The following is a 19,330-nucleotide window of genomic DNA, read 5'->3' as shown; positions in this document are numbered from 1 at the left end:
GCACTCCTCTTTGAAAACATAGGATTATTTTGCGCCAAAACAGGATATTTTTTTCTAATGTCGCTTCTCCCCCTCCGGATGGTACACAAAGCGGTCGAATTGTGGTATATTTAGGGTAACTCCGCAGCTCCATTGTATGGTGCTGCCCTTGTATGGTTCGCAGAATCTCCCGTGAGGTGTATTGTATGGCAAAACGCAAGATCTCTCTTATCGGGCTGGTCGTTGTGATGATATGTGTTCTGGTATTCGCACCTGTTGTCACCGCCGGCATCTATTTTATCCATACCGTATCCGGTCAGCTGCAGCATACCGCCAGTGAGACGGTTTCCATGTATCTGAACGAATTCACCGACCGCACCGACCGCATGATGGAGACCCTGCGGGATGGTGTGTACTACCTGACCTCGGACATCGCCGCCCAGCAGATGATGAGCAGCAGCGAGCCGCTCACCCAGATCCAGATTCTCCGGCTGGAGCAGAATTTCAGCCGCGCATTCTCGCTCGGCGATTCGCTCAACCCCGATGTGGTCAGCGCCATCTACCTGATCAAAAACGACCAATATGTACCGGTCTACGGCGGCAACTACTATTTGAATACCTCGTGGCGCGTCCGGCAGATGTACCAGACGCACGAGGACTGCAACTCCGCACGCACGCTGTACACGCACTACACCATTGTTGGATACGCATATATGATCGTCGATTTTGTTGACCTCAACACCATGCAGCCGCTTGGCAAAATCATCGTCGAACTGAACATCAACAAGCTGCTCTCCACTCTGTCGCTGAACCAGCTTTACCCTTCCACTGTCGTCATTTTCAGCGGTGATCAGGGCAAACGCATCGGCTCTCTGCAGACCGACCTGTTCCGCGAGAACGAGGATATGAATAAGTGGTATCATGCGTCCAGCTCACTCCGCAAAAGCCGCGAGCGCGTGGATATCTATATTCCAAACGCCGAAATCCTCGCCGGTGTGCGACAGAGTACGCGTGTGTATTTTCTCGTCTGTGCTGCCATCCTGATCCTGGCTCTGCTGCTGGCTGCCACCTGTCTCATCCTGCTGCTGCGTCCTCTGCGGCAGATGCTGCACACCATCGGCAGTATCGGCAGCGGTGATTTTTCCGTGCGCATGGATGAAACGCCATACACCGAAACGACCGCTATCTCGCATGCCTTCAACGATATGGCCGACCGGCTGGACACCCTGTTTCAGGAGGTCTATCAGCGCGGTCTGCTGCTGCGTGACGCAGAGATTCATCAGCTGGAGAGCCAGATTCAGCCGCACTTCATCTTTAATATTCTTGAACTGATCAATGTCCGCTGCATGGTAGCCGGTCAGCCAGCCATCTGCACCACGGTGCAGAATCTGGCACAGCTGCTGCGGGCAAGCGTTGTTAACCACGGCAAGCAGATTATCACCCTACAGGAGGAACTGGATTCTGTAAAATACTATCTCGCCCTGCAAAAGGAACGCTTTGAGGAAAAGCTGCAGTACACCGTCGATGTGGAGGACGACAAGCTGCTCGGCTGCTACCTGCCTAAGCTGACCATTCAGCCGCTGGTAGAAAACAGTATCGTACACGGACTCGAACCTAAGCGTCACGGCGGCTGGGTGCGCGTCAGCATCTGGGAGGAGGAGGACGCCGTGTACATCCGCGTGCACGATGACGGCGTAGGCTTTGACCCGTCCGCCATCCCCCAGCCCGGCAGCGATGACAAGCACCACACACATGTTGCACTGCACAACATCGAGCGCCGTTTTCAGCTGCTGTACGGCGAGCCCTACGGCATGTCGATCAAATCCGAACCCGGACACGGCACGAGCATCGTGCTGACGCTCCCCATCATCACTGCACCGCCCGAAAAGGAGAAAGACCTATGCTGAAAGTTATGATCGTTGACAATGAATCCGCCATCCGCAAGGGTCTGGTACACTGCATCCACTGGGGCGACCTCGGCTGTGAGATTGCCGCACAGGCAGACGACGGCATGATGGCGCTCGAGCAGATTCCGGTCATTCAGCCGAATATCGTTATCAGCGATATCCGTATGCCCGGTATGGACGGTCTTGAGCTTGCCGAGATCATCGCCCGCGACCATCCCGGCATCAAAGTCATCATTTTGACCGGCTATCCGGATTTTGCCTACGCGCAGCGTGCCATCCAGTATCATGTGGTTGATTTTGTACTCAAGCCGATGACGGTAGAAAACCTGACCAATGCCATCGAAAAGGCCAAGGCCGCCATAGCGGAAGACCGCAGCAGTCAGGACCTGCAGGAGAAGCTCTCCACGACCTCGGCGCGCAACATGGAGCTGCAGCAGAGCATGCTGCTGCATGACCTCATCCACCGTGTTGCATGCTCGCAGCTGTATGTGCTCAACCGCCTGGCTCAGCTGAAAATGGACCTGCACAGCTATTTTGTACTCAAGCTGCATATTACCTCGCTGTCCGAGGAAGCGCTGACCGAGGAAGAATACAACGAGTATCTCAATCAGTCGCAGGAGATTCTGTCCGACTGTCTATCCTCCTACCAGCATTACTACATTGCCCGCGGCACGCAGGACTGCTTTGTGGTCATCTGTGCCGCCGGTGAAGCACCCATCACCGCACTGTGCAAGGAAGCAGTCAATATTGTCGGAAGTCTGGCTCATTTTCTGCTGTTCATTGGCATTTCCAACTGCAATGACAATCCCATCAATCTTGCCGATGCCGCCGATGAAGCCGCGCAGGCGGTGCGCTTCACCGTCTTCACGCCCGACCATCCGGTGACGCACTTCGCTGAGCTCAGCTCGTTCCCGCAGCAGCTGACTGACGAAATCTTTGAAATGCTCTCTGCCCTTAAATCTGCGATGGAGCTGCGTAATCCCGCCGACACAGAGCAGCTGCTCGACTGCATTTTCGCCTATGCGGACAGCAGCAAGCTGCCGCCGGATACCGTGCGCAATATCTGCGTATATATTCACCAGTTCGGCATGGAGCTGCAGTTTCCCGGAATGGCCGGACATTCGCTCGAGGGCGGCAGCATTTCCTCGCTCAAGCGCATTATGGAGACCAACTCCATCGCTGAGATGGAATCCTGCACCCGCGCACTCGTGCAGCAAACGCAGGACATGGCGCAGAGCAGCGCCGCCAGCGCAGATCATATCGTTTCCTCGGTACAGACCTACATCAGCGCACACTATGGCGAGCAGCTTTCGCTCGACCAGCTCGCCCAGCAGTTCTATCTCAGCTCAAGCTATCTCTCGCGCCTGTTTAAGCGCGAGACCGGCACAACGCTGACAACTTATCTGCAGAACGTGCGCATCGAAGCTGCCAAAAATCTGCTGCGCACTACGGCGCTCAAAAGCTATGAAGTTGCCGAGCGGGTCGGCATTAACGATCCTGTGTATTTCTCACGCATATTTAAAAAGATCACCGGTCTCAAGCCGAAGGATTACCGTCACAGCGTGCAGAACGAATCATCTGTATAAACGAAAAGAAGCGAAAAACGCTCCGGCACGCATCCCATCGGAACCTTTCCGCAATTCTCAAAATTGTCTGCGCAAGCAACTCGGTTGCATTTTCCGCACCTTTACTATATAATATAGTTAAATATTTTTAATTATCAGCAAAATTCATGGCAATACCGCATAATCGAACAAGAGCGGTCTGCGAGCAAATTCTGCATCCGTATCCGTCGCGGTACTGCCCTATATAAAGGTAATCCGGAAAATGAATACAATCTGGGAAACACACAAATTTGAGCACTACATATTCAGCCTTTTGCTGGCGGTGGAAGTCATTATGTCCTTTACATTTTTAGGATATATGCACATTCCGCCGATTTCTATTACCACAGCGTATATCCCTATCGTCATTACCGCCTGCCTGTTTGGCCCGGCCGAGTCTTCCCTCGCGGGACTGCTGTTCGGTCTTGGCAGTCTGTATAAGGCTTCCGCGACCTATGTCATGCCTGCAGATGCAGTCTTTTCTCCATTCCGGAGTGATTTTCCCATTGGAAGCATACTGCTGAGTGTCGGCACGCGTGTGCTGTTCGGTTTTCTGCTCGGCTGTCTGTTTCAGCTGGCACGCAAAAGCAAACGAAAGAATCTGTGCAAGTTGCTCATCACGATCGCGGCACCTAAGCTGCACGCGCTTCTGGTCTATACTGCGATGGGGTTGCTCTTTCCCTCTCTCGGTTTTAATATTTTATCAACATTTATACTTGAAAAAAGCGACCTCATCATCCTGCCGCTCTGTGCTGCGGTCGTTCTGGCGATTGACAAGCTGTATCACAGTTCCTTTATCCAGACCTATAAAAACGCGGTCAATGAATACGAAAACACCCCATACTGGTCTCCGAAGATTGGTTTCGTGCTGGGGGCCGTAAGTACGTTTATCTTCTGTATGGCGGTCCTCTCGACCGTCTACTTCTCCAGCCGTATGTACTACATGCTCGGGCAGCACGGCATAGATGTCACACAGGACATCCATCGGGATATTCTCCACCTGCAGGTGCAGTTTTTGACTGCCATGCTGGCGCTCAACTTCATTCTGCTCATCCTCATCCTGATGGTCTACCGCTACATGAAATTTCGTGAGTACACCGGCGAGCTGGACTGTCTGACCGGCATTATGGGCCGCAAGCTGTTCCTGCACACCTGTCTCCGCAGCCAGAAGTCCCACGCTGGAGCAGCCGGCTGGTTTCTGGTCTGTGATCTGGATTATTTCAAGCACATCAACGACAAATACGGCCATTCTGTCGGTGATGAGGTCCTCAAGCAGTTTGCCGAGCATTTACAGCACACCTTTCGTTTCTGCGGCTCTGTCGGCCGTATCGGCGGTGACGAGTTTGCCGTAATGCTCGATATAGATCTGTCGCAGGACCAACTGGAGCATCTGCTGACGCAGTTCCTGCGCGATATTTCCGGTATTCTCGAGCAGGTCACGGTCAGCTGCAGCATCGGCGCGTACCGCTTTGTTTTCCCGCAGGAGATCAAGCACCTGCTCACCGAAACCGACCGCGTGCTCTATCAGGCCAAGGAGAACGGCCGAGCGTGCTTCGTGATAGAGGATTCGACTGAAAAGTAAATTGCAAAAGCCCGCACAGCGTAGAGCATCTGTTCGGGCTTTTGTGTCTATCGAAACACTAACGTTTTCCGAGCAGCCTTTCGATCGAATTTCGAAGAAAAGCCGCGCCTTGCAGGCACATTTTTCTTCCCTTGTGTATCTCGGAATTTATGAATTTGCTCCGCAAATTCTATTTTATGCGTGCTGCCGCACGAAGTACAAGAGTCAAAATGCTGCTTTTTGACAGACTAAAACGGAGTGCAAACGCACTCCGTTTTACTTTCGATTTTAGAAAGGCTGTGTATAACTCCAGGTACCGATGCCGAGCGGAGAGAACGCAAGGTAAACCGCTGCAACACAAATGAGAATCAGTGCGGTAGCGACCCATCGATATTTCCACGGAGTAAGATCGACAGCGCCGATGTCCTTCTGTACCCATGCCTCCGGATGCTTTGTCTTGTTTCGCTGATTGAAAATGAACATAATCAGCAGCTCAACCGGCAGCAGAACGAATACAGCATACAGATAATGGAACTTGCTGTTGAGGAACAGCAGGAACGAGCCGTAGCAGACCACATGCAGCACCAGAATGACCTTTGCGCTGTATTTCGGCAGGTGCTTGAAGAAGAAGCCGCCGAATACGGCCGTCAGAACCGGCAGTGCAATCAGCATTACGAGGGAATCCAGGAAGGTCTTGAGGCCTGCCGGGAAGAAGTAGATCAGCGGACCGACGATGGTGGTCAGTACCGCGAAGATAATGCCGACATTCTTGCCGACCTTGACGAGTTTTTCCTCGGAAGCGTCCTTGTCGATGAATTCCTTGTAAATGTCCATGGTAAACATGGTATCTACCGAGTTCAGCACCGAGTTGAACGAGGACAGGATCGCACCGAGCATTACGGCTGCGAAGAAGCCCATCAGCGGAGCCGGAACAACCTGCGAAACCAGCTGCGGGTACGCTTCGTCCATCATGGATACCTGATCGCCCTGCAGCTCAAACAGCGCATACGCGATAACGCCCGGCAGCGCAAGGTACATAAAACCAATAATTTTCAGAAACGCGCAGTAGAGTGCTCCCTTCTGTGCTTCCTTGAGGTTCTTTGCAGCAAGTACACGCTGAATAAACGACTGGTGCGTACACCAGGACTGCAGACCGAGGAAGAACAGACCGGTAAATACGGTCGGCCACGGAACCGCAGGCGGCAGAGAATCCGCCGGAGCGATGGAGTTGAGCATGTCCGAATGGTTTTCGATCAGGAAACGCATACCGTCGATAACCGACAGACCGTCACCGCCCGCCGTTTTGCCGAGCACGCTCAGCGCGAAGAACGGGATCATGAAGCCGCCAATCAGCAGGCCGATGCCGTTTACCGTATCCGATACGGCAACAGCTTTCAGTCCGCCGAAGATGGCGTAAATCGAGCCGATGACACTGATGATGATACACAGAATGATAACAGCCTGGAACTTGGTTACACCCAGAATACCGGATACGTTGAAGATATTTTCAAATACCAGCGAACCGGAGTACAGGATAACCGGAATCTGTACGACAATGTACAGCAGGATATACGCGATGGAGAACCACAGCTTTGTGCTGCGGTCATAGCGCAGACCGATCAGCTCCGGAATGGTGGTAATGCCGCTTTTCAGATAACGCGGCGCCGCAAACAGCGCCAGCACGATACAGCACGGAGCCGCTACGATCTCGAACGCCATCGGGCTCATGCCCACGCTCCAAGTCTGGCCGTTTGTGCCGACCAGCTGCTCTGCCGACAGGTTGGTCAGCAGCAGCGAACCTGCGATAACAAAGCCCGGCAGTCCGCGTCCGGCCAGAAAATAGCCGTCTGCGGTGCTCTGGTCATCGCCCTTTGTTTTTACATACGAAATAACTGCAACAAGTATCGTGAAACCGATAAACGTCGCCATAGTCCAAACCATTGGAATCCCCTCTTTCACGCGGTCCCTCAACCGCTTCAATTTCCCATATTTGTAATTTAATTCTCAAGGCAACACCGCACAATTAAGACTGCGGTGCTTTGCGGAAATTTTGTGTCCTGACTTTGTTGCAGTTTCACGGTAATACATCAAGTATTACCGCAAAACTGTGCCTCGTCAGTACGCAAAATTTACTCGCAAATCACTCTTGTTCAATTATGCGGTATTGCCTCAAAAATGCGCATAGTTAGGGCGGACGCATGTGTCGAACTCTGCGTCCGCCCTGTCTATAAACTGTTTATGCTGTCAAATGTGTGTTTGAATTACTCCCACAGGCCCTTGGACTTCATGTCGGAGACGTACTCGTCGATATTGGAGGAGTCGATAACCTTGGAGCCGGAATCGATGAAGGATTCAACCGAGCCGCCCTCAAGTACGGTAACTGCTGCTTCAACCGCCTTGTAGCCCATGTCGTAGCCCATCTGAGCGATGTCGATGGTCAGAGAGCCGTCCATGACAGCCTCGATGGCAGACTGGTTGCCGTCAAAACCGCACAGAACGGTATCTGCGTAATTGGTGTTGCCGGAATCCTTGATAACCTTTGCAGCTGCAAGCGCCATGTCATCCGCGATGGACAGAACTGCGTCTACGCCATTCGGGTACTTCTGGATAACCGCCTCCATAGCGGCTGCTGCCTTGTCCGGCATGGTATCGGTGTACTGCACTTCGAGCACCTGACCGCCTGCGGCTTCGATCGCATCGCGGTAGCCGCGCAGACGTGCTTCGTGCGTCTCGTCGCCCTGTACACCTGCAATGATAACCGCCGTCGGCTTGTCCTTGCCCAGTGCCTTGCAGGCCTCAGCAACCGCCTTGCCGCCGTTCAGCGCTGCGTCCTCGTTGCCGGTGCCAACGAAGCAAGCCTTCTTGTCCGAGGTGAAGTCGGTATCGAGTGCTACGACCGGCTTGGTCGCGGTATCTACCAGCGTTGCGGTAGAGGTGGACTGCTGCGGAGCGATAATAACGGCATCGATGCCCGGGTTGCCGAGTGCGGTCTCGATCATGTTGACCTGCTCATCATACGAGGTAGCCGAGGTCGGAGACTGGATTTCGACGTTTACATTGTCGTGCTCGCTGCCGTAAGCGCGCGCACCGGCAATAACCTTGTTGAAGTGACCGTCCGTATGCTTTACGATAACGGTTACGTTGTAGGCATCACCGGAAGCGGTGGAGCCGCTGTCGCCCGTACTGCCAGTCGATGCGGACGAACCGCCGCCGCATCCTGCCAGCATGCCGGCACACAGAGCACTCACTAACGTCATTGCTAAAAGCCTCTTTTTCATGGTTCAAACACTGCCCTTTCTCTTCTTCTCATATTGATTTTCTTTCTTCTCTATGGGGGTGGTGCTGGAATTGCGAAAATGCTGTGGACTTAATGAAAAATCTTTTTCTTTTACGGTATCACCGGACAATTCGACAAGAGCAATTGTTCGGTGATGCCGCACCAATTACTGGCTGATGGTCTGGCGCAGTGCGTCAATCGAGGTATGAACACCTGCGTCAACCGTCATGGTGAGGTCCTCCATCTCGAGGGAAACGTCTCCGTCGTAGCCCATCATGTGGCAAACGGAGAAGAATTCCTTCCACCACTGGAGGTCCTTGCCGCAGCCGACTGCAACGTAGTTCCATACACGGTCAGCGGACTCGGTAACTGGGCGAGGCTCGAGCAGACCGTCGGTGTCTGCCAGACCGCGCTCGATGCGGGCATCCTTGCCGTGAACGTGGAAAATGCAGCCCTTGAGAGCACGAGCAGCCGCAATCGGATCAGCGCCGAGAACCATCATGTGGGACGGATCGAGGTTGATGCCGAGCATCGGGTCGGTAGCCTCACGCAGCTTGAGCAGAGTCGAAGCAGACCAAACCATGGTGCCCGGGAATTCCTCGATAGCGATGTGCTCAATGCCGCACTTCTTGCAGTGTGCGATGAATTCGTTCCAGAACTCGATCGTTACCTTCCACTGGTACTCATACGCCGGAGCCATGAAATCCGGCCACGAAACGGTAGAGGTGATCCAGTTCGGGGTGGTGTCGGTTTCGCTGCCTGCCGGCAGGCCAGCCATCGCAACGATCTTCTTAACGCCCAGCAGACCTGCCAGAGTAGCGCAGTCGTACATGGACTTCTTGTATTCCTCGCCGGTCTTGCTCGGCCAAAGCGGGTTGCAGGACGTGTTCAAAGCGGAGATGCGCATGCCGCGCTTCTCAAGTTCGCCCATGAATTCCTTGCGCTTGCCTTCGTCCGCGAGCAGCTCCGCGGTGTTGCAGTGCTTGCGGGCACCCCAGCCGCCTGCGGTCATCTCGACCGCGTCGATACCGAGGGACTTTACCTTGTCAAGCATGTCCGTGTAGGACAGATCAGCGAATACGTCAGTGCAAATTGCGAGTTTCATATAAAAAACCTCACTTTTCTTCTTTTTTGTTGTAGTAGAAATCGTTGGAGCGATTTTTAGAGAGAGAATTTCAAGAGTATGTTATATAGGAGGGAATTTTTAAGCACCTTAAAAGGTTGCCGCTGCCCGCCTTACGGAAGGCAGCGGTACAGAGAAAAGAAATGAGAGAGTGTCTTAGTTTAGATGGAAATCGGGAGAATTACTTGAAATCTACCCATACGCCGCCCTTGTCAGCGGACTCTACGCACTTGGTTACCCAGCGGATGCCGTCGATGCCGTGCTCCAGATCCGGGTAAACCAGATTCTTGAGGGTCTCCTCGTCGCCGCGGTTCTTTGCATCCATTGCGATAGCGAAACGGGTATACAGGTTGCTCCAGGACTCGATCAGGCCGGTGTAGTGCAGAGCACCCAGGCGCTCGTACTCGAGAGCTTCCGGATTCAGGTAATCCATTGCACGAACCAGAGTCTGACGCGGCTGACCCTGTACTTCGTAGTACAGCTCATCCGGATGCATATCGTTCCACTCGAGGGAAGCCTTGGTGCCGACAATGCGGATGTGCTGGCTGCTCATGTCACCTGCGTTAACTGCAGATGCCCACATACGGCCAACTGCGCCGTTCTCGTAACGCATCAGGACGTAAGCATTGTCCTCCAGCGGTGCGCGGGACTTGATGAAGCTCTGGCGGTCGCACAGCAGCTGCTTCAGCTTCAGCTGCGGGCAGATCAGCTCGGACATGTAGAAGGTGTGGGTGGACAGGTCGCCAAGTACGAAAGACGGGCCGGACTTTGCCGGATCAACACGCCACTTCTGACCCTCAGCCTGCTTATCGCCGGTCGGGTCGCAAGCGAAGCCGTGTGCGTAGCGGAGATCTACCATAGTAACCTCACCGATGTCACCGTTCAGGACCATGGAGCGCATCTGGCTCAGCAGGTCGAAACCGGAGAAGCCGTAGGTTACGCAAACGATCTTGCCCTTTTCCTCAGCCAGCTTCTTGATCTCCTCGCCTTCCTCAACCTTGAAGAACAGCGGCTTCTCACAGATTACATGCAGGCCGGCTTCCAGAGCTGCCTTGCAGACCTCAAAGTGCTGGAAGTTCGGGGTTGCGATGTCAACAGCCTCGATGCCGTCCTCGCGCTTTGCTTCCTCAGCGAACATGGTCTTGTAATCCGGATAGAGGCGTTCCTCATCCATGTTCAGGTTCTTGCCGAAGTCTACGCAGCGGGCGAAGTCCAGGTCGAACGCTGCAGCCTTGAGTACGAACGAGGTGTTGTCTCGCATAGCACCCAGACGATGCTTGTAGCCAACGCCGGAAGTGCGGCCGCCGCCTACGATACCCCAACGGAACGGACGAGCAATTTTCTTTTCACCGATAAACATAATGTTTTCCTTCTTTCTTTGATTTGCAAAAAAGTGTTTGATTCTGTTTTTGTACTGCTAATTTTGATGTTTTGTGAAATACATACAACAAATTCAATTTATCTTTGTTTATTGTATCCATTCCCTAACTTCTGGCCTAAGTATAAAATATTTTATGGATATATTCAATAAGCGTTTCTGCTGCAAAGTTCATCAATCCTGCTTTCTGTGAAAAAACACAGAAAACCAGTTCATCAATCCTGCTATTTCGTTCATGGATTCTATGAATGCAAAATAAGGAAGGAGAAGAGTCTATGCAAAGTGTTGATCCCGGCATCCGAAGTGAGTCGGTTTGTTTTCCGTTTACGCCGTCGCAGACCGCGAGAGAGCTGCTGTTTTACCCGACATGGTGCGGTCACTACTACTGCACCGCCAACTATTTTATGAAGCGCGACAGTTATCCGCCGCTGCTCATCGCCTACATCCGCAAGGGACGCTTCCGCGTGGAGTACCGCAGTGAATTCCATGTCGCCGAAGCCGGTGACGTGCTGCTGCTCGACTGCATCGAGCCGCACTACTACCACGCCGAGGACGGACTGGAGTTCGTGTACATGCACTTTGAAGGCTCGAACGCGCGTGAGCTGTGCCGCCGCATCACCGACCGGCACGGCTGGCTCATCCGCCGCGATAACAACACGCTGATCGGCAATCTGCTGTACGACATGGTGCGCTTTTACGATGAGAACGGTGTAGAGACCGACATGCAGCGCTCGGCACGCATCTACCGCATGTTTGACCTGCTGCTCTCACCGAGTGCCGCCGAGCAGTCAGCGGATACGCCGGTCGAGCAGGCCATCCAGTACATCCGCTCGCATATCGGTCAGCCGATTTCCGTGGAGGATCTGGCGTCCACCGTGTGCCTGAGTGCGTCCTATTTCGCGCATATGTTCAAGCGCCGCACCGGCTTCTCCCCTGCCGATTATGTCATCAACTCGCGCATTGAGCGGGCGAAGGTTCTGCTCGTGCGCACGCAGAAGCCGATTGCGGAAATCGCCGAGGAGGTCGGCTACTCGACCAGCGGCAGTCTGATCAACCTGTTCGTTAAGAAGGTCGGTACGTCACCGCGGCAGTACCGTATCCAGCATATGTCCAAAGCGATTGATGCGGTATGCAAAACCGATGTGCCGTTCATAGATACAGATGTGCCGGAGCTGTAACCGTGCAAACACGCAAAAAGACGCACATCGCAAGATGTGCGTCTCAGTCTGTCAAAATGTCATATTCCTGCAATTTATACAATTCGCGCGCCAGTGCGCGTTAAAAGGTTTACGGTCTGTTAAGACAACACCGCATAATGAGAACCACAGCTTCTTGCGCAGACTCCGGTCGCGCTGCTGCGACGCTTTGCTGAAATTCTGCACCCTGACTTTGCTGCGCTTTCATGGTAATACCTCAAGTATTACCACAGAACCAAGCCTCGTCAGCACGCAAAACCTGCTCGCAAGTCGCCTTTTGTCTCATTATGCGGTGTTGCCTGAAAGGATGAAATGCAATAGATTTGTTCTGTTTTACAGTTCCTCGACCGACACGATGCCTTTACGCTCGCCGACCAGTGTCATCAGACGGTTTACCGTGCAGCTGCGCGGCAGGCGCAGCGTGAAGATGGCACAGGCATTGTGCTCACCGTTTTCCGCCGCACGGGTGATCTGGATATTCAGCACCTTGACATCACATCTGCGGTACAGCTGCAGCACATCGTCCAGACACGTTTTATCCTCGTATTCCATATACACATTGATCTCGGGAACGTGCTCCAGCACACGGTACTCCAGCCGCGAGAACACCTGCTCTGCCAGCATGATAAAGCCGGTGGCCAGAATGCCGCCCTCATAAAAGCCGCCGCCGAACGCCAGACCGATGATGGCCGAGGTCCACAGTCCGGCCGCCGTTGTCAATCCCTTCACATTCTGCCGCTTGGTGACGATGATCGTACCGGCACCGATGAAGCCGATTCCGGCAACAACCTGCGCGCCCAGACGCGCCATATCAGTGAAATAATGCATATTCAGATACAGATACTGACTGGTCAGCGTGGTGATCGCTGCACCGATGCAGATGAGGATATGGGTGCGGAAGCCTGCCGGACGACGCTTGTACGAGCGCTCGATGCCGATGATGCCGCCGCAGATAAATGCACAGGCGAGACGCACAAATACGGAGAGCGTGGTAACGCTGCGCAGACCGTCAAAAACAGATAACATATTGCTTCCCTCCTGTTACAGTTCTTCGATCACACACAGACAATCCAGACCGGCCAGTTCGGACAGCAGCTGCGTATGCGGTATTTTTTCATTCAGACGAATCGAAAAGATCGAGCTTGGATGCAGCTGCTCACCGCTCCGGTTGCGCTCGATGTCAATGTCGTAGATCTGCACATTCTGTGCCTTCAGCTGATTGATGATCGTGCTGACATCGTCCATTGAGTTAAACTCCAGATACAGATTGATATCGCGTGCGTTTTCCTGAATGTATGCATCCACGATCGGGAACAGGCGGATGCTCAGAAAGATCATAGCAAACGCGATCAGTACGCATTCGTAAAATCCCGCGCCGACCGCAAGGCCGGTACACGCCGAAGCCCACAAGCCGGCGGCGGTAGTCAGTCCCTTGACCTGCTGACGGCCGGTGACCAGAATCGTGCCTGCGCCGAGAAAGCCGATGCCGTTGATGACCTGTGCGCCGAAACGGGAAACGTCGGTTTTTATGCCGATCTCTGCGCAAATATCCGACCACGGCCCTGTCACCATGGTAAATTCGTACAGGCTGAGCAGCACGGTCAGCGTTGCACCCAGACACACCAGCATATATGTACGGAAGCCCGCCGGACGGCGTTTTCGTTCCCGCTCCAGACCGATGCAGCCGCCGAGCAGCATAGCCAGAGCGAGCCGCAGCACGACCGATGCAAAGTGAAATTCGCGAAGATATGCAATCGTTTCTGTCATGTTCTGCTCCTCCTCATTTCCTGCGGAAACCGTTTACGCACACGTTTGCGCTGATGGTCGTTTTACACCCTGCGCTCCTTGGTATATATACAGTATAACACTGAATCAGGCAAAGTTTCATCCCTCACATTGTAAGAAGTATTTTGTTTATTTTTGTGTAATTTGTACATTCGCAAACGTTTGTGTATTTAATTATCACAATATTATTATATATTAAGTTCTAAATATCCGCATTTGTGAAAATTTTTATTTCGATGCACCCTCTCCGAACTGTTTTTTCCCTTCCGCAGAGCGTAAATACCCCCATTCTGCACAGATTGTGCAGAACGGGGGTATTCGTTCCGTATCGCACGAACTGCGCCTGCACGCAGCACAAGGCACTTCCGCCTTACATGGTCCCTTCCTCCTCCATTGCACTGAGCAGCGGCGTTACCATCTGCTTTTTGCGGCTGACTACACCCGGCAGCACGACCGAATGCTCCCCACATTCCTTGCGGAACGCGGCATGCACCAGATTCTTTGCACCCCGGCCGACATAAAGCAGTTCGGTCTTTTCCTCGATGATATTGGTCAGCATGACAAACTGCATGGACAGTCCGCTCGTCTTGAGATAGTCCTCCATATAGCCCAGCATTTTATCCCGGATGCCGTTCAGCTCATTCTCGCTGACACTCGTGATCTGCGAAATGGCGATTTTTTTATTCTGTACCTGAAAGTACTTGAAATCCATGTGGAACAGTTCATCCATTGAACGGTCGCGCAGGCGCGAGCTGGAGCGAAACATCTCCGTTGCGTACTCTTTGATGTCCAGACCTGCGATCTGCGCCAGCTCCTCTGCAGCGGCGCGGTCGAGCGGTGTACAGGTCGGAGAACGGAACATCAGTGTATCCGACAGAATCGCAGAGCACAGCAGACCCGCGATTTTCGGCTCGATCGGCACATTATGCTCATGATACATTCCTGTGATAATGGTCGCGGTACAACCAAGCGGCTGATTGCGGAAATAGATCGGCCCGCTCGTTTCAACCGAATCAATGCGGTGATGATCGATGATCTCAATGATATTGGTCGAACGAATACCATCTGCCGCCTGATCCCGCTCGTTGTGATCGACCAAAATGACCGACGGACGCTCCAGATCCAGCAGATTGCGCTGAGAAAACATTCCGATATACCGTCCCTGCTCATCCAGCAGCGGATAGTAGCGCATACGCTTTTTGGATACTGCGCGCTTTACATCCTCTACCACGTCATCGGGTTCAAAGGTGATCAGTCCCCTGCGGCGCATGACATGGCGCACCGGCACAGCCTGGCTGACCACCTTGGCGCAGCTGTATGTCGTCAGCGGCGTTGCGATGATGGATACCTGATTTTCACTTGCCAGCTTGCGGATGGTACGCGAGACTTTCGCGCCGAGCCCAATAATAATGCAGCCCGCATTCATCTCAATGGCGCAGAGCTGACTCTCATAGCGATTGCCGAGAATGACCATGTCACGCGGCCCGATATAATCCTCCAGAACATCCGGATTGGCTGCCGCAACCACCACGCTGCCCTGCTCGAACCGCTTTTCGCTATCACCGACAATCAGCGTACCATCCAGTACATCCACCAGATTGCGATAGCTTGTGCCGGCCTCCGCCAGTGCGTTCGCGTCCTTATCCTCCATATAGAAGCGCGCGATATCACTCAGCGTCAGCAGTCCTTTAAGATGACGATCCTCATCGACAACGGCCAGCGTCTGAATATCATTTTCGTTCATGTAATTCCATGCGCGGTGCAGCGACATCTCCTCATCAATACCGGGAATCCTGCGATACTGCACATCGCTCAGACACGGCTCAAACGACTTGATATAACGCGGCGCTTTTACGCCGAAGCGCTCAAGGACAAATTTGGTCTCTGTATTGACATGGCCTGCCCGGCAGGGGATATATGATTCTCCGGTCAGCCTGTGCTTAAGCTCTGCATAACAGATCGCAGAGCAGATCGAATCTGTATCCGGATTACGATGTCCGATAACAAAAACCGGGTTCATACTGTACCGACTCCTTTGTCTGAGAAATGACCGCGGGAACTGCTGTGGTTTTCCCAACGGTGTATGATTGCGGGTAAAAGGAAACAGCAGCACCGACCATGCCACTGATTCGGGTGCTGCTGTTCCCCTCGGGAAGAAATAGGACAATACCGCATAATACTGCAAGCAAATTTTTCTGCACGGACGAGGCGTGATCTTACAACAATACCTGATGTATTAACATAAAAGCACAGCAAGGTCAGGGCATAAAATTTCCGCCAAGCGCCGCGGCAGCGCGACCGGAGCCTGCGCAAGAAACCGCGGCAGCGCGACCGGAGCCTGCGCAAGAAGCCGCGGCAGCGCGACCGGAGCCTGCACAAGAAGCCGCTGCTTTAATTATGCGGTGTTGCCTTAGATATGGTCATTATGATTTTCCATGCGGATCATGCCGGAAACACCTGCCAGCTCCTGACGGAATGCATTCTGCGCGGACTCATATCCGTTCGGTGGAAAGCTTGCACGGAAGCTGATGATATAGGTGTTATGCGGAGTTCTGCTGAAGGACAGATCAAGCAGCTTCGCGAAATGCCGTTCTGCCAGATGCGACAGTTCCACCATGATGTCGCCCATATGGTCACATTCGATCTGCAGATCCAGTTCCGAGCGGCTTCTGGCGCGGATTTTTTCCTGAATCCCGTCAAACGCCACCAGTGTTACAAAGGCAATCACCGTACCGACCGCCGTGAGTACATAGTATCCCATGCCGACCGATAGACCGAGACAGGCAACGACCCAGACACTGGCCGCCGTTGTCAGTCCGCGAACGGTAAATCCCTCACGCAGGATCGCACCAGCACCCAGAAAACCGATGCCGTTGATGACCTGTGCACCCAGTCGCGCCGGGTCAGAGGGCGTTGTCCCAAATACTGCGATCGTCTGCTCATACAGGATGCAGCTTGTCACCATGACCACACACGAGCCGAGTGCTACCAGAATATGTGTACGGATTCCCGCCGGATGCGAGGTCCGTGCGCGCTGCGCGCCGACGGCAAACCCGACGATCACTGCACCCAGCAGACGCAGCACGATATCCACCACTGTAATTTTCCCCATTTTCGTTTCCCTCCTGTCTAAAATATTTGACCGCACCCTGCAATGGCAGGGTACGGTCAGAAAAAGAGAGAGAGATTGTTACGGTTACGTTCTTTTTCTTATTGCATCGTCAAGCGCTCTGCTCGATTTCGCTCCTCCAGATAATCCACCAGCTCCGGCAATTCCCGAATGATATGATCCGGCTGGTAAGCAGCATCTACACCGGCATCCTTCTGCGCCGACAGGAACGACTGGATCTGGATCGCGGCACCAAAATGCATTCGCTTTGCACCGATGATATCACGCGAGATCGTATCGCCCACATAGGCACATTCCTCCGGCTTCGCCTGCATCTGGCGCAGCGAGATCTGGAAAATAGACGGATGCGGTTTCCGGTATCCGGTCACGCTGGACAGGGTAACATCTTCAAAATAATCGCGGATTCCGTACTGCTCCAGCACATCGAACACCGAATAAAGCGATGCCGTGTTGGAGATGACGCCCAGATGATACCCGCGTTTTTTCAGTTCCTCCAGAGTCTCCTTGACCTTCGGACGAAGCTCGCGGTGATAATAGGTCACTTCCCACATGCCGGCCAGCCGTTCCGCTACCTCCTGCAGTTTTTCACGGTCCAGATTGAAGTCCGCCATATAATACTCCGGCCAGATTTCCTCCGGTTTTTTCTCCAGTTCGTTGGATTCGCTCCATTGTTTGTAGGTACGGATACCGCTGTTCAACTTGTTCCAGAAGGTAATGTCATTGCAGCCTGTACCCAGATCATGTTCATTGAGGAACGTCCGCAACTCTCCGGTAACCGAGTGAATCGTCTGATCATTATACCAGATATCCTCGAGCGTTCCTCCCATATCAAATAATATAGTGTTAATCACGTTTACTCCTCCTTCTGCGGCAGTGCAAGGGAGGCACGAACCACATTGTGATCGCTCAGCTCCGGCTGTGCATACCGGGCCAGCGCACTGTCCGGCGCAGCAAAGCCGCAGTCTGCCGTCAGTGTAGAAATCACACTGCTGCATTGCACGGTAAAGCCGCGCGGCAGCAGCCAATCCAGCTTCATATGCAGGCAGCCGCCTTCCGGCAGCGGTTTGCGCCGTGTGCAGTCCGCACCGCCCGAAGCCTCCCGCCATGCATAGCCTGCTGCAGTGCAGTCCTGCAGAAGCGGTTCATACAGGTCGATCATTTCGATCGCCGCAGCCAGCTCCTCCGGCTCGTCACACAGATGACGAATCACCGCCTTGTCGCGTCCGTCAAAGGTATTAGTGTTGAGATCGCCGCCCAGCACAACGGGAATCCCCGGAAATACACGCTCGGCCTCCTGCAGCACAGCCTTCATCTGCTGCAGGCGTCCCGCGCCGCTCGTCCGGTTTTCCAGATGGATGGATACCGCGCCGACCTCCTGCCCCTGCACATCCAGCTTTGCAAAAACCGCATTGCGGCCGCCGATGCGCTTCTGTCGGTCATGATACCAGTTATACTGCTCCGGCAGACGGAGCACCTCTGCCCACAGGATCGGCCAGCGCGAAAAGATTGCATTGCCGTGAAACCCGTGTGCAGCGTCCTTCAGCTCGACAAACTCCAGCCCGAACACATACTGCATTCCCAGCGCACGGGCGATCTCTGCGGCAGTATCCCGCTCGCCCGACCGGGCACAGCCGCTATCCAACTCATTGGCCAGGATCAGGTCATACGGCCGCAGCGCCGGGCATTCCCGGAGAAAATCTACTGTTTCGGCAAGACATATGCCCCGCTCCATGTTGAACACCAGCGGATTCAGTTCTTTCTTCTGCGGCACCGCACCCGCAAACCGGGTCACGATCTCTGCCTCAAAAAACTGCGGAATATCCCGCATCACCGCATCCTGCGATTCCTGCTCCAACCGTGCCGCAGATTGCAGCACGCACTCTTTTGTCAGTTTTTCCATACTGCTCCCCTTTACAGGCGGCGCGGCATCGGTTTTTTGTACAGCTTGAAATATAGCGTCCACGATACCGCGTTGCCGACAAGGATCGGCATCAAGGTATACAGGAAGGTCACATACAGCATCATATTCCGGGCAGCAGGCTCCAGCTGGAACGCTGCGACCACGCACATGATCGTGATAACCGGCAGGCTCGCAAAGCTGTACGGCACGATTCGCTTATCCGGCAGCAGAAACAGGATGCAGCAGACCGCAGTACCCACCACAGAGATCAGACCGCAGTGGATCCAGTTCTCTGCCATGCCTCCGCCGAGAGGCAGATTGTCATGCAGTACGCCGGTCAGCAGTGCATACATACCGCCGAATACCAGGCAGAACAGCAGATCCACGAAAAAGCAGGTAACTGCCATCGGACTCTTGCGCTTGCCTTCCTTGGTTACGAATAAAGCCATTCTGTATGCTCCTTCCGCTTTTACTATCCGCGGCAGGCTTT

General features: G+C 53.6%; 15 protein-coding genes. 4 read left to right on the top strand and 11 right to left on the bottom strand.

Going from position 1 to position 19,330, the window contains the following annotated elements; translation table 11 throughout:
* Positions 1–185: 185 nt before the first annotated feature.
* The 3 genes from DWZ82_RS04430 (at position 186) to DWZ82_RS04420 (ending at position 5,072) form a co-directional block, all read left to right on the top strand.
* Entirely contained in the window at positions 186–1,886 is a 1,701-nt protein-coding gene (locus DWZ82_RS04430) for a sensor histidine kinase (RefSeq protein ID WP_158575082.1), read from the top strand.
* Entirely contained in the window at positions 1,880–3,472 is a 1,593-nt protein-coding gene (locus tag DWZ82_RS04425; protein ID WP_118479064.1) for a response regulator, read from the top strand. Before DWZ82_RS04430 ends, DWZ82_RS04425 begins: the two co-directional genes overlap by 7 nt.
* Before the next feature lie 241 nt (positions 3,473–3,713).
* Positions 3,714–5,072: a diguanylate cyclase domain-containing protein gene (locus DWZ82_RS04420; RefSeq protein WP_118479062.1), complete on the top strand. Its 1,359-nt coding sequence runs from the start codon at positions 3,714–3,716 to the stop codon at positions 5,070–5,072.
* A 267-nt stretch (positions 5,073–5,339) separates the two neighbouring features.
* On the opposite strand, the gene DWZ82_RS04415 is transcribed toward DWZ82_RS04420, so the two are convergent.
* From DWZ82_RS04415 to DWZ82_RS04400, 4 genes are all read right to left on the bottom strand, one after another.
* Positions 5,340–6,992 carry a solute:sodium symporter family transporter gene (locus DWZ82_RS04415; RefSeq protein WP_118479060.1) on the bottom strand — a complete coding sequence of 551 codons (1,653 nt, stop codon included), beginning with the start codon at positions 6,990–6,992 and terminating at the stop codon, positions 5,340–5,342.
* Positions 6,993–7,312: 320 nt separating this feature from the next.
* A complete protein-coding gene (locus DWZ82_RS04410; protein WP_158575081.1) occupies positions 7,313–8,308 on the bottom strand; it encodes a sugar ABC transporter substrate-binding protein in 996 nt (331 codons plus the stop codon).
* A 186-nt stretch (positions 8,309–8,494) separates the two neighbouring features.
* The gene (locus DWZ82_RS04405; protein WP_118479056.1) at positions 8,495–9,433 is read right to left on the bottom strand and encodes a sugar phosphate isomerase/epimerase family protein; all 939 of its coding nucleotides are present in this window, start codon (positions 9,431–9,433) and stop codon (positions 8,495–8,497) included.
* A 199-nt stretch (positions 9,434–9,632) separates the two neighbouring features.
* Positions 9,633–10,811, bottom strand: a complete 1,179-nt coding sequence (locus DWZ82_RS04400; protein ID WP_117751205.1) for a Gfo/Idh/MocA family protein — start codon at positions 10,809–10,811, stop codon at positions 9,633–9,635.
* 293 nt (positions 10,812–11,104) lie between these two features.
* On the opposite strand from DWZ82_RS04400, the gene DWZ82_RS04395 reads away from it, so the two are divergent.
* Positions 11,105–12,007 (top strand): AraC family transcriptional regulator, encoded by a 903-nt coding sequence (locus tag DWZ82_RS04395; RefSeq protein WP_158575080.1) that lies wholly within the window; start codon positions 11,105–11,107, stop codon positions 12,005–12,007.
* A 351-nt stretch (positions 12,008–12,358) separates the two neighbouring features.
* On the opposite strand, the gene DWZ82_RS04390 is transcribed toward DWZ82_RS04395, so the two are convergent.
* The 7 genes from DWZ82_RS04390 to DWZ82_RS04365 form a co-directional block, all read right to left on the bottom strand.
* The gene (locus DWZ82_RS04390) at positions 12,359–13,051 is read right to left on the bottom strand and encodes an MgtC/SapB family protein (protein ID WP_117489569.1); all 693 of its coding nucleotides are present in this window, start codon (positions 13,049–13,051) and stop codon (positions 12,359–12,361) included.
* A 15-nt stretch (positions 13,052–13,066) separates the two neighbouring features.
* The gene (locus tag DWZ82_RS04385) at positions 13,067–13,792 is read right to left on the bottom strand and encodes an MgtC/SapB family protein (protein WP_117554962.1); all 726 of its coding nucleotides are present in this window, start codon (positions 13,790–13,792) and stop codon (positions 13,067–13,069) included.
* Positions 13,793–14,180: 388 nt separating this feature from the next.
* Positions 14,181–15,830: a putative manganese-dependent inorganic diphosphatase gene (locus tag DWZ82_RS04380; RefSeq protein ID WP_118479052.1), complete on the bottom strand. Its 1,650-nt coding sequence runs from the start codon at positions 15,828–15,830 to the stop codon at positions 14,181–14,183.
* Between the two features lie 390 nt (positions 15,831–16,220).
* A complete protein-coding gene (locus DWZ82_RS04375) occupies positions 16,221–16,922 on the bottom strand; it encodes an MgtC/SapB family protein (RefSeq protein ID WP_118479050.1) in 702 nt (233 codons plus the stop codon).
* A gap of 98 nt (positions 16,923–17,020) precedes the next feature.
* Positions 17,021–17,791, bottom strand: a complete 771-nt coding sequence (locus DWZ82_RS04370; RefSeq protein WP_158557264.1) for an HAD family hydrolase — start codon at positions 17,789–17,791, stop codon at positions 17,021–17,023.
* Between the two features lie 2 nt (positions 17,792–17,793).
* Complete coding sequence (locus DWZ82_RS15090) at positions 17,794–18,840, bottom strand: endonuclease/exonuclease/phosphatase family protein (protein WP_158575079.1); 1,047 nt, start codon at positions 18,838–18,840, stop codon at positions 17,794–17,796.
* A gap of 11 nt (positions 18,841–18,851) precedes the next feature.
* Complete coding sequence (locus DWZ82_RS04365; RefSeq protein ID WP_118360253.1) at positions 18,852–19,289, bottom strand: hypothetical protein; 438 nt, start codon at positions 19,287–19,289, stop codon at positions 18,852–18,854.
* Positions 19,290–19,330: the final 41 nt, after the last annotated feature.

It is taken from the genome of Butyricicoccus sp. AF35-5AC (assembly GCF_003477715.1).
In the GTDB taxonomy this organism is placed as follows: domain Bacteria; phylum Bacillota; class Clostridia; order Oscillospirales; family Butyricicoccaceae; genus Agathobaculum; species Agathobaculum butyriciproducens.
Note: the sequence above shows the minus strand (reverse complement) of the source record. Positions and strands in the feature narration are given on the sequence as shown.